The organism is Klebsiella sp. KE9456 (assembly GCF_043832615.1).
GTDB classification, from domain to species: domain Bacteria; phylum Pseudomonadota; class Gammaproteobacteria; order Enterobacterales; family Enterobacteriaceae; genus Klebsiella; species Klebsiella indica.
Genome location: NZ_JBDYQK010000020.1, coordinates 73,610 through 87,626, shown reverse-complemented (window position 1 = coordinate 87,626; position 14,017 = coordinate 73,610). Strand labels below are relative to the sequence as shown.

14 protein-coding genes are annotated in these 14,017 nt (G+C 54.4%); 10 read left to right on the top strand and 4 right to left on the bottom strand.

Going from position 1 to position 14,017, the window contains the following annotated elements; all coding sequences use genetic code 11:
- The first annotated feature begins 15 nt into the window (after positions 1–15).
- Positions 16–1,884, top strand: a complete 1,869-nt coding sequence (locus ABK821_RS19355; protein ID WP_343178344.1) for an amidohydrolase — start codon at positions 16–18, stop codon at positions 1,882–1,884.
- Between the two features lie 242 nt (positions 1,885–2,126).
- Here the strand turns inward: ABK821_RS19355 and ABK821_RS19350 are convergent, their stop codons facing one another.
- Positions 2,127–2,729 carry a peroxiredoxin gene (locus ABK821_RS19350; protein ID WP_138358180.1) on the bottom strand — a complete coding sequence of 201 codons (603 nt, stop codon included), beginning with the start codon at positions 2,727–2,729 and terminating at the stop codon, positions 2,127–2,129.
- A gap of 221 nt (positions 2,730–2,950) precedes the next feature.
- A complete protein-coding gene (gene acpH, locus ABK821_RS19345; protein WP_138358178.1) occupies positions 2,951–3,532 on the bottom strand; it encodes an ACP phosphodiesterase in 582 nt (193 codons plus the stop codon).
- Positions 3,533–3,784: 252 nt separating this feature from the next.
- Here acpH and queA point away from each other — a divergent pair, with 252 nt between their 5' ends.
- The 6 genes from queA to yajD all read left to right on the top strand — a co-directional run bounded on the left by queA (position 3,785) and on the right by yajD (position 9,976).
- Positions 3,785–4,849 carry a tRNA preQ1(34) S-adenosylmethionine ribosyltransferase-isomerase QueA gene (gene queA / locus ABK821_RS19340; RefSeq protein ID WP_138358176.1) on the top strand — a complete coding sequence of 355 codons (1,065 nt, stop codon included), beginning with the start codon at positions 3,785–3,787 and terminating at the stop codon, positions 4,847–4,849.
- 108 nt (positions 4,850–4,957) lie between these two features.
- Positions 4,958–6,085 (top strand): tRNA guanosine(34) transglycosylase Tgt, encoded by a 1,128-nt coding sequence (gene tgt / locus ABK821_RS19335; RefSeq protein ID WP_138358174.1) that lies wholly within the window; start codon positions 4,958–4,960, stop codon positions 6,083–6,085.
- A 22-nt stretch (positions 6,086–6,107) separates the two neighbouring features.
- Positions 6,108–6,440 (top strand): preprotein translocase subunit YajC, encoded by a 333-nt coding sequence (gene yajC, locus ABK821_RS19330; protein WP_004099423.1) that lies wholly within the window; start codon positions 6,108–6,110, stop codon positions 6,438–6,440.
- 27 nt (positions 6,441–6,467) lie between these two features.
- Entirely contained in the window at positions 6,468–8,315 is a 1,848-nt protein-coding gene (secD, locus tag ABK821_RS19325) for a protein translocase subunit SecD (protein ID WP_138358171.1), read from the top strand.
- A 10-nt stretch (positions 8,316–8,325) separates the two neighbouring features.
- Positions 8,326–9,297, top strand: coding sequence for a protein translocase subunit SecF (gene secF / locus ABK821_RS19320; protein ID WP_138358169.1), 972 nt, complete (start codon positions 8,326–8,328; stop codon positions 9,295–9,297).
- Between the two features lie 331 nt (positions 9,298–9,628).
- Positions 9,629–9,976 carry an HNH nuclease YajD gene (gene yajD, locus ABK821_RS19315; protein ID WP_138358163.1) on the top strand — a complete coding sequence of 116 codons (348 nt, stop codon included), beginning with the start codon at positions 9,629–9,631 and terminating at the stop codon, positions 9,974–9,976.
- A 76-nt stretch (positions 9,977–10,052) separates the two neighbouring features.
- On the opposite strand, the gene ABK821_RS19310 is transcribed toward yajD, so the two are convergent.
- Both ABK821_RS19310 and ABK821_RS19305 read right to left on the bottom strand, forming a co-directional pair.
- On the bottom strand, positions 10,053–10,907 hold the full coding sequence (locus ABK821_RS19310; RefSeq protein WP_138358153.1) for a nucleoside-specific channel-forming protein Tsx: 855 nt from the start codon (positions 10,905–10,907) through the stop codon (positions 10,053–10,055).
- A 296-nt stretch (positions 10,908–11,203) separates the two neighbouring features.
- Positions 11,204–11,746, bottom strand: coding sequence for a DUF3251 domain-containing protein (locus ABK821_RS19305; protein ID WP_343178343.1), 543 nt, complete (start codon positions 11,744–11,746; stop codon positions 11,204–11,206).
- 146 nt (positions 11,747–11,892) lie between these two features.
- Between ABK821_RS19305 and nrdR the strand changes: the two genes are divergently transcribed.
- The 3 genes from nrdR to ribE all read left to right on the top strand — a co-directional run bounded on the left by nrdR (position 11,893) and on the right by ribE (position 14,008).
- Positions 11,893–12,342 (top strand): transcriptional regulator NrdR, encoded by a 450-nt coding sequence (gene nrdR, locus ABK821_RS19300; RefSeq protein ID WP_138358149.1) that lies wholly within the window; start codon positions 11,893–11,895, stop codon positions 12,340–12,342.
- A gap of 3 nt (positions 12,343–12,345) precedes the next feature.
- A complete protein-coding gene (gene ribD / locus ABK821_RS19295) occupies positions 12,346–13,449 on the top strand; it encodes a bifunctional diaminohydroxyphosphoribosylaminopyrimidine deaminase/5-amino-6-(5-phosphoribosylamino)uracil reductase RibD (RefSeq protein WP_343178342.1) in 1,104 nt (367 codons plus the stop codon).
- Positions 13,450–13,537: 88 nt separating this feature from the next.
- A complete protein-coding gene (gene ribE, locus ABK821_RS19290) occupies positions 13,538–14,008 on the top strand; it encodes a 6,7-dimethyl-8-ribityllumazine synthase (RefSeq protein ID WP_045440500.1) in 471 nt (156 codons plus the stop codon).
- Positions 14,009–14,017 lie beyond the last annotated feature (9 nt).

The following is a 14,017-nucleotide window of genomic DNA, read 5'->3' as shown; positions in this document are numbered from 1 at the left end:
CTGAAGGAGCGTGTTATGTCGCAAACTGCCACACTGATCCTGACCCATGGTCAGATTCATACTCTCGATCGTCAAAACCCACTGGCCGATGCGGTCGCCATCGCTGAGGGTAAAATTATCGCCGCCGGTAGCAACGATCGGATCATGAGTTTTGCCGGGGAGGGAACACAAGTTATCGATCTCAAAGGTCATACGGTGATCCCTGGCCTGAATGATTCGCACCTGCATCTGATTCGCGGCGGGCTTAACTACAATCTGGAGCTGCGTTGGGAGGGGGTTCCCTCGCTGGCCGACGCGCTGCGGATGCTGAAAGATCAGGCCGATCGTACGCCATCGCCGCAGTGGGTTCGCGTGGTGGGCGGCTGGAGCGAATTTCAGTTTGCCGAACGGCGGATGCCGACCCTGGAGGAGCTTAACGAAGCGGCGCCGGATACCCCCGTTTTTGTCCTGCATCTTTACGATCGCGCATTGCTTAATCGCGCGGCGCTGAAGGCGGTGGGCTATACCAAAGCGACGCCCGATCCGGCGGGCGGCGAGATCGTCCGCGATGGTAATGGTAATCCAACCGGGATGCTGATCGCTAAGCCTAACGCGATGCTCCTCTACTCGGCGCTGGCGAAAGGCCCGAAGCTGCCGCTGGAATTTCAGATCAACTCAACCCGCCAGTTTATGCGCGAGCTGAATCGCCTGGGACTGACCAGCGCCATTGATGCCGGAGGCGGTTTCCAGAACTACCCGGAAGATTACGAGATAATCGAGCAACTCCACGCTAAAGCGCAGATGACCGTGCGCATCGCCTATAACCTGTTTACTCAGCGTCCGCAGCAGGAACTGGAAGACTTTGAGCGCTGGACCGATATGCTGAAGCCGGGGCAGGGAACCGACTTTTATCGCGCCAACGGCGCCGGAGAGATGCTGGTCTTCTCGGCAGCGGATTTCGAAGATTTTCTGCAGCCGCGTCCGGATCTGCCTGAGGGCATGGAAGATGAACTGGAGCGGGTGGTGCGCCATCTTGTCGAGCACCGCTGGCCGTTTCGCCTGCATGCCACCTACGATGAGTCTATCAGCCGGATGCTGGATGTGTTTGAAAAGGTGAACCGCGATATTCCGTTCAATGGTCTGCACTGGTTTTTCGATCATGCGGAGACGATCAGCGAACGCAATATTGAACGCGTCAGGGCGCTGGGCGGCGGTATTGCGGTGCAACACCGGATGGCTTTTCAGGGGGAATATTTTGTCGATCGTTACGGCAAAGAAGCGGTCAAACATACTCCTCCGGTGGCGAAAATGCTTGCGCTGGACGTTCCGGTGGGGCTGGGAACCGATGCCACCCGCGTGGCAAGCTACAATCCGTGGACCGCGCTCTACTGGCTGGTTTCCGGGCGTACCGTTGGCGGGATGGCGATGTACGACGACAGTAATCGCCTGCCGCGGGATGTGGCGCTGGAGTTGTGGACCGCGGGCAGCGCGTGGTTCTCCAGCGAGCAGGGTAAGAAAGGGCGTATCGCACCAGATCAGCTTGCTGATCTGGTCGTGCTGTCGAAGGACTATTTCCGCGTGCCGGAAGAGGAGATCAAGGGCATTGAGTCGGTGATGACGATTGTCGATGGTAACGTTGTTTATGCCGCTGGTCACTTTACACCGCTGGCGTCGCCGCCCATTCCGGTGCTGCCAGAATGGTCGCCTGTGGTGCAGGTGCCGGGTCATTACCGCTCAGCGCCGCCGGCAGCGGCGAAAATCGGCGCGATAGCCCAGATGCATCAGTGCTGTGGTAGCTGCGGGGTTCATGGGCATCGGCATGATATTGCGCGGAAATCGTCGATTCCGCTTGCGGATGCGCAGGCTTTCTGGGGCGTGCTGGGCTGCTCCTGCTTTGCGTTTTAGCGCGTAATAAACCCATCGCGGCGCGGTTCGATCCGGCTTCATCTGGCAGAGCGGGAGGCTCGCGATTACCTGTTCTGCCCTCTGGTCGCTGTTCTGGCGGCCAGTTCTGGATGCGTTCCTGTGTTCCCGCATGTTTTCCAGATGCGCCGCCCCCCTGTTTTGAAGAAAGGGGCCTGGTGGTAAAACCACGCGGTAAAAACAAAAAAGGCCCGCATTGCGAGCCTTTTCTCCATTCGAGCCGATTACAGGCTGGAAACGTTCTCGGTCAGGTACTTAGCGACGCCTTCCGGAGAGGCGTTCATACCTTCTTTGCCTTTTTCCCACTGTGCCGGGCAAACTTCGCCGTGCTCTTCGTGGAACTGCAGCGCGTCAACCATACGCAGCATTTCGTCGATGTTACGGCCCAGTGGCAGATCGTTAACCACCTGGTGGCGAACAACGCCGTTCGCGTCGATCAGGAAAGAGCCACGCAGCGCAACACCCGCTTCCGGATGCTCAATGCCGTAGGCTTTCTGAATTTCACGCTTAACATCAGCAACCATTGCGTATTTAACCGGACCGATGCCGCCTTTATCGACAGGAGTGTTACGCCATGCGTTGTGAACGAATTCGGAGTCAAAAGAAACGCCAACCACTTCTACGCCGCGCTTCTGGAATTCTTCGTAGCGTTTGTCAAAAGCGATCAGTTCAGACGGGCATACGAAAGTGAAATCCATCGGCCAGAAGAACAGAACGGTGGCTTTACCGCTGGTGTGCTGTTTGAAGTTGAAGTTTTCAACAATTTCACCGCTACCCAGTACCGCAGCTGCTGTGAAATCCGGAGCCTGACGAGTCACCAGAACCATATGATTCTCCTGTTAATATTAAGGTTAATTGGAACGCAACGCGGGCAAGTATATGAAGAGCGCCGGTGAAACTCAACGTAACGCTGACAATTGATGAGATAGTTCTTGTCTATCGATGAGTGTTAAATGTTACCCGTTCAGAATAGTCTTTTTGGCAAAAAGCGCAATCAGAAAAGCATGGCGAATGAACCGGCAAGATGATGCCGCGCAATAATGTTCATTTATAGCTGACGCATTTTGGCCTGCGCCATCATCTGCGGATAGAAACGCCAGAACTGCTGTTCAAGCCGAACGTAGTGAGTATCCAGATCCTGCCACGAGTCGCTGAGTGCCGCGAGGCGCGGACGGCGACTGGCCATACCGTTTAGTACCCGCTGAATGAAATCCATATCCCGGTAGCGTTCAAGCCAGCGCTCTGACCAGAGGTATTCATTGAGATTAACAAAACGCGGCGGGGAGTCGGGCAGGATCTGCGCTACCTGGGTATGGGCGTAGCCGACAAACGCCGACAGCGGAAAGTCAGGAGAAAGTTGCGTCCAGTGACGTGACAGAAAATGATCCCACATGACGTCGAGCGTAATCGGCGCGACACGTCGGGTTTCGCGGCGAAACCACTCGCGCGCTTCGCGGACTTCCGGCAGGTTATCCGTCATGACATCAATGCGACGGTGCATCAGAATGCCATCCACGACCTCTGGCGGAAAGTGCGATTCCGGGTTTCCCCGGACAAAATCGGCCAGCAGATTGCCGGAAAGCGAGCTGTCAGCGAGATGGGCTAAATGTAAATGTGCAAGAAAATTCATAATACTCGCCATGCTTCAAGTTGCAGGTGTGTTGGCTTCTGAGTGACGCGTCTCATCCATGAGATTCCATGAGATTCGGCCCGTCGGCCTCATCCTTACGAGGCTAGCGCGAGCGCGGTTTAAAACGGCTGGGCGTTTTGCCCGGCAACGCGAATCATTCAGAGTATTCTAACTCTGCGGCGGGGTAAAGGTTGCAGGGAGAACGCCCGGGCACTAGACTACCCGCCTCTTTATTAAGTCTGAGTTACCGTCATGCGCGTTGCTGATTTTTCCTTTGAATTACCCGAATCCCTGATTGCCCACTATCCCATGCCTGAGCGCAGTCGTTGCCGCTTGCTGTCATTAGATGGGCCGACGGGCGCGCTGACGCACGGTACTTTCACCGATTTACTCGACAAGCTCAATCCAGGCGATCTGCTGGTCTTTAACAATACCCGCGTGATCCCGGCCCGTCTGTTTGGCCGCAAAGCCAGCGGCGGTAAGATCGAGGTGCTGGTTGAACGCATGCTTGATGATAAACGTATTCTGGCACATATTCGTGCCTCTAAAGCGCCGAAACCCGGCGCGGAACTGCTGCTTGGCGATGATGAAAGTATTAAAGCCACCATGCTGGCGCGTCACGGCGCGCTGTTTGAAGTCGAATTCAACGACCCGCGTCCGGTACTGGATATTCTGAATGCTATCGGTCATATGCCGCTGCCGCCGTATATTGATCGCCCGGATGAAGACGCGGATCGCGAATTGTATCAGACCGTCTACAGCAGCAAACCCGGCGCCGTCGCCGCGCCGACCGCCGGTCTGCACTTTGACGAGCCGTTGCTGGCGGAACTGCGTGAAAAAGGCATTGAGACGGCGTTTGTCACGCTGCATGTGGGAGCCGGTACATTCCAGCCGGTGCGGGTTGACGCTATTGAAGACCACATTATGCACTCTGAATATGCGGAGGTGCCGCAGGAAGTGGTCGACGCGGTGCTGGCGGCAAAAGCCCGCGGCAACCGGGTTATTGCGGTAGGGACAACGTCAGTACGCTCACTTGAAAGCGCGGCGCAGGCGGCGAAAAATGATCTGATTGAGCCCTTCTTCGACGAGACGCAGATTTTTATCTATCCGGGCTATCAGTACAAAGTGATCGACGCGCTGGTGACTAACTTCCATCTGCCTGAATCGACGTTGATTATGCTGGTCTCGGCGTTTGCTGGTTATCAGCACACCATGAATGCCTATAAGGCTGCGGTAGAACAAAAATATCGTTTTTTTAGCTACGGGGACGCGATGTTTATCACGTACAATCCGCAGGCTATTTTTGAGCGTCCATAAGAAGGCGATCTTGCTTGCCATTTTGACGCCTTCAGGATTTATTCGCTATGGGATCATTCCGTAGCGAGTCGTTAAACGTCAGACTGTTTTTCTGACGCAGGAGCAATAATGAAATTTGAGTTAGATACCACTGATGGGCGCGCGCGTCGCGGCCGTCTTGTGTTTGAGCGAGGCGTCGTTGAAACGCCAGCATTTATGCCTGTTGGCACCTACGGTACCGTAAAAGGAATGACGCCGGAGGAAGTTGAAGCGACCGGGGCACAAATTATTCTCGGTAATACTTTCCATCTGTGGCTGCGTCCGGGTCAGGAGATCATGAAGCTACATGGCGATCTGCACGACTTTATGCAGTGGAAAGGGCCGATCCTGACCGACTCAGGCGGTTTCCAGGTCTTCAGCCTGGGGGATATTCGTAAAATCACCGAGCAGGGCGTACACTTCCGCAATCCGATCAACGGCGATCCGATTTTTCTCGATCCGGAAAAATCGATGGAGATTCAGTACGATCTTGGATCGGACATCGTGATGATCTTCGACGAATGTACACCGTACCCGGCGGAATGGGACTATGCTAAGCGCTCGATGGAAATGTCTCTGCGCTGGGCGAAGCGCAGCCGCGACCGTTTTGACGGTCTGGGCAACAAAAACGCGCTGTTTGGCATTATTCAGGGCAGCGTTTACGAAGATTTACGCGATATCTCTGTTAAAGGTCTGGTAGAGATTGGCTTTGATGGCTACGCTGTCGGCGGTTTGGCTGTCGGCGAGCCGAAGGAAGATATGCACCGTATCCTGGAGCACGTCTGTCCGCAGATCCCGGCCGACAAACCGCGATACCTGATGGGCGTCGGTAAACCGGAAGATCTGGTTGAAGGGGTGCGCCGTGGGATCGATATGTTCGACTGCGTCATGCCGACGCGCAACGCGCGCAACGGCCACCTGTTCGTCACCGATGGCGTGGTGAAAATTCGTAACGCGAAGCATAAGAGCGATACTTCGCCGCTGGATGCAGAGTGCGATTGTTATACCTGTCGCAACTATTCACGCGCTTACTTGCATCATCTTGACCGTTGCAACGAAATATTGGGCGCGCGACTCAATACCATTCATAACCTGCGTTATTATCAGCGCTTAATGGCTGGTTTACGCAAGGCTATCGAAGAGGGTAAATTAGAGAGCTTCGTGACCGATTTTTACCAACGTCAGGGGCGAACTGTTCCACCTTTAAACGTTGACTAATTTTAATAATGAGGGAATTTCAATGAGCTTTTTTATTTCTGATGCGGTAGCGGCAACTGGCGGCGCGGCGCAGGGCAGCCCGATGTCTCTGATTCTGATGCTGGTGGTGTTTGGTCTGATTTTTTACTTCATGATCCTGCGTCCACAACAGAAACGCACCAAGGAACATAAAAACCTGATGAACTCCATCGCCAAGGGGGATGAAGTGTTGACCAACGGTGGTCTGGTTGGTCGCGTTACTAAAGTTGCTGAAAGCGGATACATCGCTATCGCGCTGAACGATACCACCGAAGTGGTTATCAAACGTGACTTCGTAGCTGCCGTTCTGCCGAAAGGCACAATGAAGGCGCTGTAATTATTCATTTTCCCTAAGGGAACTGCCGTGTTAAACCGTTATCCTTTGTGGAAGTACGTCATGCTGGTCGTCGTTATTGTCGTCGGCTTAGTCTATGCGCTTCCCAACCTGTATGGTGAGGATCCGGCTGTTCAAATCACTGGCGCGCGCGGCGTCGCCGCCAGTGAGCAAACGCTGATCCAGGTCCAGAAAACACTACAAGAAGAAAAAATTACCGCGAAGTCTGTGGCACTGGAAGAGGGCGCAATTCTCGCGCGCTTCGACACCACCGATATCCAGCTGCGCGCGCGCGAAGCGCTAATGGGCGCGCTGGGTGACAAATACGTCGTGGCGCTAAACCTTGCTCCGGCAACGCCACGCTGGCTGGCGGCCCTGTACGCCGAGCCGATGAAGCTGGGTCTTGACCTGCGGGGCGGCGTGCACTTCCTGATGGAAGTCGACATGGATACCGCGCTGAGTAAACTGCAGGAGCAGAATATCGACAGCCTGCGCAGCGAGCTGCGTGATAAAGGCATTCCTTACACCACCGTGCGTAAAGCCGATAACTACGGCCTGACCATCGCTTTTCGCGACAGCGCGGCACGCGACCAGGCTATCTCTTACCTTAGCCCGCGTCACCGCGATCTGGTTATTTCCTCCCAGGGCAGTACCGGTCTGAAGGCCGTGATGACCGATGATCGCCTGAAAGAAGCCCGCGAATATGCCGTTCAGCAGAACATCAATATCCTGCGTAACCGTGTAAACCAACTGGGCGTTGCCGAACCGCTGGTTCAGCGTCAGGGGTCTGACCGTATTGTGGTTGAGCTGCCGGGTATCCAGGATACCGCGCGCGCGAAAGAGATTTTGGGCGCAACCGCGACGCTGGAATTCCGTCTGGTTAACACCAACGTTGACAGCGCCGCAGCCGCTGCAGGCCGCGTTCCGGGCGACTCGGAAGTGAAATATACTCGTGAAGGCCAGCCGGTTGTGCTGTATAAGCGGGTGATCCTCACTGGTGACCATATCACTGACTCGACGTCGAGCATGGATGAGTTCAACCAGCCGCAGGTTAATATCTCTCTCGATAGCGCTGGCGGCAACATCATGTCTAACTTCACCAAGGACAACATCGGTAAACCGATGGCGACCCTGTTTGTGGAGTATAAAGACAGCGGTAAGAAAGATGCCAGCGGTCGTGCGATTCTGGCAAAAGAGGAAGAGGTGATTAACATCGCCAACATCCAGTCTCGCCTGGGGAATAGCTTCCGTATTACCGGCATCAGCAATGCCACCGAAGCGCGTCAGCTCTCGCTGCTGCTGCGTGCGGGCGCATTGATTGCGCCGATTCAGATTGTTGAAGAGCGTACCATTGGCCCAACTCTGGGTATGCAGAACATCAAGCAGGGCCTGGAGGCTTGTCTGGCCGGTCTGGTGGTCTCTATTCTGTTTATGATTTTCTTCTACAAGAAGTTCGGCCTGATTGCGACTTCGGCGCTGATTGCAAACCTGGTGCTGATTGTCGGCATTATGTCCCTGATTCCGGGGGCGACGCTGACCATGCCGGGGATTGCGGGGATCGTGTTAACCCTTGCGGTGGCGGTTGACGCCAACGTTCTGATTAACGAGCGTATTAAAGAAGAGCTGAGTAACGGGCGTACCGTGCAGCAGGCGATTGACGAAGGTTATCGCGGCGCGTTCAGTTCCATCTTTGACGCCAACATCACCACGCTGATTAAAGTCATCATCCTGTACGCAGTCGGTACCGGCGCCATTAAAGGGTTTGCGATTACCACCGGTATCGGTATTGCGACCTCAATGTTTACCGCTATCGTCGGCACCCGTGCCATCGTGAACCTGCTGTACGGCGGCAAGCGCGTTAAAAAGCTGTCTATCTGAGGAGTGCGTTGTGGCACAGGAATATACTGTTGAACAATTGAACCACGGCCGTAAAGTCTGGGACTTTATGCGCTGGGACTACTGGGCCTTCGGCATTTCGGGTTTTTTGCTGATTCTGTCCATCATTATCATGGGCGTGCGCGGGTTTAACTGGGGGCTTGATTTCACCGGTGGTACGGTGATTGAAATTACCCTCGAAAAACCTGTCGATATGGACCAGGTGCGCGCGTCGCTGCAGAAGGCGGGCTTTGAAGAGCCGCAGTTGCAAAACTTCGGCAGCAGTCGCGATATTATGGTGCGTATGCCGCCGGTACATGAAGCCAAAGGTAGCCAGGAGCTGGGCAGCAAAGTTGTACAGGTGATTAACGACTCAACCAGCCAGAACGCAACGGTTAAACGCATTGAGTTTGTGGGGCCGAGCGTCGGAGCAGATCTTGCTCAGACCGGCGCCCTGGCGCTGATCGCCGCGCTGGTATGCATCCTGATTTACGTCGGTTTCCGCTTTGAATGGCGTCTGGCTGCCGGGGTGGTTATCGCGCTGGCGCACGACGTGGTGATTACGATGGGCGTACTGTCGCTACTGCATGTTGAGATTGACCTGACTATCGTGGCATCGTTGATGTCGGTTATCGGTTACTCGCTTAATGACAGTATCGTGGTATCTGACCGTATTCGTGAAAACTTCCGTAAGATTCGCCGCGGTACGCCGTACGAAATCTTTAACGTGTCGTTAACACAGACGCTGCACCGTACCTTGATCACATCCGGGACCACTTTGATGGTTATCCTGATGCTGTATCTCTTTGGCGGTCCGATTCTGCAGGGCTTCTCGCTGACCATGTTGATCGGCGTCTCTATCGGTACGGCTTCTTCTATTTACGTGGCGTCCGCGCTGGCGCTGAAGCTGGGCATGAAGCGCGAGCATATGCTGCAGCAGAAAGTGGAGAAAGAAGGGGCGGATCAGCCGTCTATTCTGCCTTAATTACGCGTTCACGTTATCACTGGGATCCCGGCCATCTGGCCGGGATTTTTTATGGTTACAGCAGTGTACATCCTCGCTACGCTTTATGATGAATGGCCTTTGACATGGCGTAATGCCAGTGAATTTCTCTCTCATTCGGGGCTACTTACGTCCGTGCCTATTGGATCATAACGCTCCTGGGTTAAGCGATTTTTTACGTAAAGTACGCCGTGAAAACAGGCCATAAAAATCCAGCGGTGAACGCTAGCTTATGCATCCTCCACGGGCAATGGCGCGCGCAGAGTGTTAAACTTCCCCCTAACCCTACCTTTAACGCAGATACAGAGTCATTATGGCGATTATCCCTAAAAACTATACTCGGCTGGAAAACGGCTATCGTGAAAAGGCGCTCAAATTATTCCCATGGGTATGCGGGCGATGCTCTCGCGAATTTGTTTACTCCAACCTGCGTGAGCTGACGGTCCATCATATCGATCACGACCACACCAATAACCCGGAAGACGGCAGTAACTGGGAACTGCTATGCCTGTATTGTCACGATCATGAGCATTCGAAATATACCGAAGCGGATCAGTATGGATCGACCGTGATTGCCGGGGAGGACGCGCAGAAAGATGTCGGCGTCGCGACGCATAATCCCTTCGCTAATTTGAAAGCGATGATGGATAAAAAGAAATAAAAAAGCACCGGCGAGTGGCTCGTTCGGTGCTTTCTCTATGCCCGGCCTTATGTTGGGCGGGCGGTAAATAAACCGCTTAGAAGTTATAACCAACGACCAGGTAACCAGCCCAGCCGGTAGACTTAACCGTTTCGGATTGCCATACCGGTTGAGCGTCGTTTTCCCACTGTCCGCCGTTATGGAAATAACGCGCTACGATGGAGTAGTGCCAGTGATCGTAGTTCAGCGCCAGAATGTGGCTTGAGGCGATAGAGTTGCTGGTACGGTACTGAGAGTCGCCCAGATCGGAGCCCCAGTCAAAGTTAGTGAAGCCGATGTAGCTCAGGTTACCGCCCCACAGGTCGGTCAGCGGCACAAAGTATTTCACTTTGAAACGATAGCCATCCCACTCGTTTTCGTTATCAGCCAGGTAGTTCTGCCACTGATATTTCGCATAGACGTTCAGGGAGAGGCTCATCGGCAGGCCAGTGTCGATATCGGTACCCAGACCCATATACCAGGTGCTCTGACGACCAGACTTATTGCGGCCCATATCATAGATGTAGTTGTTGGCGAAATACCACTCTTTGAACGGGCCAAAGCTCAGGTCTGTCCCGGTCAGTTTGTCGATAGAGAAACGCGGCTCAATTTCCATAAACAGGGGAGAACCGTGGTTCCAGATCCCCTTCGCATTGGTGTTACCGCCGAAGAATACCGGGGCATCCATATAGCCGTAGAAATCGAACCAGTCTTTCTTCGCAAACGCCTCATATTCCAGGTAGGTATCGTTACGTAGCTGCGGCCCGAAACGGGTATGGTAGCTCCCCACCACGTTTACGCTTTGATGCCACCAGTCAGACAGATATTGCGGTTTGTCGTTTTCTGCCGCGCTGGCGGAGAAAGATGCGGAAAGGGCCAGAGTTGCGCCAGCTGCCAGTAATGTTTTTTTCATATTGATGCCACTGTTTAAATTAAGCCTGAAGGCGTTACAAGAATCGCCGAAGCGTTTCTGAATATTTCATATTTCTGTGGTGTATATTATATGAATCATTGCTCACAAAAATATGTGTTTTTTCATATGGTGAAGACATAAGCAATCGATTGCGTTCACATTTTTATGCATTGATTGACGAAATGCCATTAAAATTCATAAGAATTGTCAATTTCTAATGAACCTATCAGGAAATTTGTGAATGGATTCGTAAGGCGGGAAAGCGCCGGCGGTTTGTGACCGCCGGCGAAACAAGGTTACTGCATCTCTGTGGGCTGGATATCGTGGATACGGACAAAGCCGAGTTGCTCCGGGGAGACGCCGTTCAGACACAGCGGAATATTGATATCGCTCGGCGCCAGAATGCTGGCTGGCGCGTTAATGAGCTGATTTTGTACGTTGACTTCCTGATAGCTGTCGGTTGTACCGCGGATCTGCCCGAAGGCGACCGTTGCGCTAAAAGCGGGTAGCGGATCGTTGGATTCTCCCTGGATGCGCAGGGTCAGTCGGGTACTGTCGCCCTCCGGAGTGATGTTGAGCAGCGACATACGCAGGGTGCCAATCTGAGTTTTGAGCCGGGCAGGCGTTTTCGCTCCCGGCAGCAGGTAAACGCCGCTGCTTGATTTCGCATTCAGGGCGTTTTGCTGCGTGATTTCTATCGTTTGCTGATTTAGCTGGCTCATCTCTGTGCTCAGCGTACTCACGCTCTGGTTCATCTGGTGGATTTCGCTTTGCTGTGCGCAGGCGCTGAGGGTGAAAAGGCTGCCCATGAGGGCCAGTTTTAAATAACGTCTTGTCATCGTTGGGATTCCGTTAACAGAGGATGATTAATGGTAGTCTGTCCGGATAGCGCACCATAGATCCTTTATCTCAAAAGCTCTTTCTTTGTTGTCGGGTCACTTCGCGGTAAACTACCCGCCAGTTTAACTACATGTCAGGACGCGCTATGCACTGCCCTTTCTGTTTCGCCGTAGATACCAAAGTTATCGACTCTCGTCTGGTGGGCGAGGGCTCTTCCGTGCGCCGTCGTCGCCAGTGTCTGGTCTGTAATGAACGCTTTACGACGTTTGAGGTGGCGGAACTGGTGATGCCTCGGGTGGTAAAAAGCAACGATGTGCGTGAACCCTTTAATGAGGACAAACTGCGCAGCGGGATGCAAAAAGCGCTGGAGAAGCGCCCGGTCAGCGCCGATGACGTGGAAATGGCGATAAACCACATTAAAACCCACCTGCGCGGCACCGGCGAGCGCGAAGTGCCGAGCAAAATGATCGGCAATCTGGTGATGGAGCAACTGAAAAAGCTCGATAAAGTCGCCTATATCCGTTTTGCTTCCGTCTATCGTAGTTTCGAAGATATTAAAGAGTTCGGCGAAGAGATCGCCCGTCTACAGGATTAAGCCATGCAGGACGAAATGTACATGGCGCGCGCGCTTAAGCTTGCTGCGCGCGGCCGCTTCACCACGCATCCCAACCCGAATGTCGGCTGCGTGATCGTCAAAGACGGCGAGATTGTCGGCGAGGGTTTTCACTATCGCGCTGGCGAACCGCACGCGGAAGTTCATGCGCTGCGCATGGCGGGCGAAAAAGCAAAAGGGGCGACGGCTTACGTCACGCTGGAACCCTGTAGTCATCACGGGCGGACGCCGCCGTGCTGCGAAGCACTGATTGTGGCGGGCGTGGCCCGGGTGGTCGCCGCGATGCAGGACCCGAATCCGCAGGTCGCGGGGCGCGGTTTATACCGTCTGCAGCAGGAAGGCGTTGACGTCAGCCACGGGCTGATGATGAACGAGGCCGAAGCGCTGAATAAAGGCTTTCTGAAGCGGATGCGCACGGGATTCCCGTATGTCCAGCTTAAAATGGGCGCGTCGCTGGATGGCCGCACGGCGATGGCCAGCGGCGAGAGCCAGTGGATAACGTCACCGCAGGCGCGACGCGACGTGCAGCGTCTGCGCGCGCAAAGCCACGCCATCCTCACCAGCGGCGCCACGGTGCTGGCGGACGATCCGGCGCTCACGGTGCGCTGGCAGGAACTGGATGCCGATACCCAGGCGTTGTATCCGCAAGAAGACCTGCGCCAGCCTTTACGGATCGTCATCGACAGCCAGAATCGCGTGACGCCGCGGCATCGTATTGTGCAGCAGGCAGGCGAAACGCTGTTTGCCCGTACCCGCGAAGATGAACGCCAGTGGCCGGAGAACGTGCGTAGCCTGCTGGTGCCGGCGCATAACGGCCATCTTGACCTGGTTTCGCTGATGATGCTGCTGGGGAAACAGCAGATTAACTCGATTTGGGTCGAGGCCGGACCAGCGCTCGCCGGCGCGCTGTTACAGGCCGGGGTGGTGGATGAGCTTATCGTCTATATTGCGCCTAAACTGTTAGGCAACGACGCGCGGGGATTGTGCGTATTGCCGGGGCTTGAGAAACTTAGCCAGGCGCCCCATTTCAAATTCAACGAGATACGTCATGTAGGCCCGGATATTTGCCTGCATTTAGTGAATGCCTGATTTCCCCGGTCAAAAGGGAAAGCAGTGTGCCGATTATTGTGATAGAATCCGCCCCCCTTGCGGGGCCAAATGAACCCGAAGGAAGAGTATGAACATTATTGAAGCTAACGTTGCTACCCCGGACGCTCGCGTCGCCATCACCATTGCGCGTTTCAACAACTTTATCAATGACAGCCTGCTGGAGGGTGCGATTGACGCCCTGAAACGCATTGGTCAGGTAAAAGATGAAAACATTACCGTTGTTTGGGTGCCCGGCGCGTATGAGCTGCCGCTGGCGGCTGGCGCGCTGGCAAAAACCGGTAAATATGACGCGGTGATTGCGCTGGGTACCGTTATTCGGGGCGGCACTGCGCACTTTGAATATGTGGCTGGCGGAGCAAGCAATGGCCTGGCGCACGTCGCTCAGGATAGCGGCATTCCGGTAGCCTTCGGTGTTCTGACCACTGAAAGTATTGAACAAGCCATCGAACGTGCTGGTACCAAAGCCGGTAACAAAGGCGCTGAAGCCGCGCTGACCGCGCTGGAAATGATTAACGTATTGAAAGCCATTAAGGCCTGATTTTTGTAA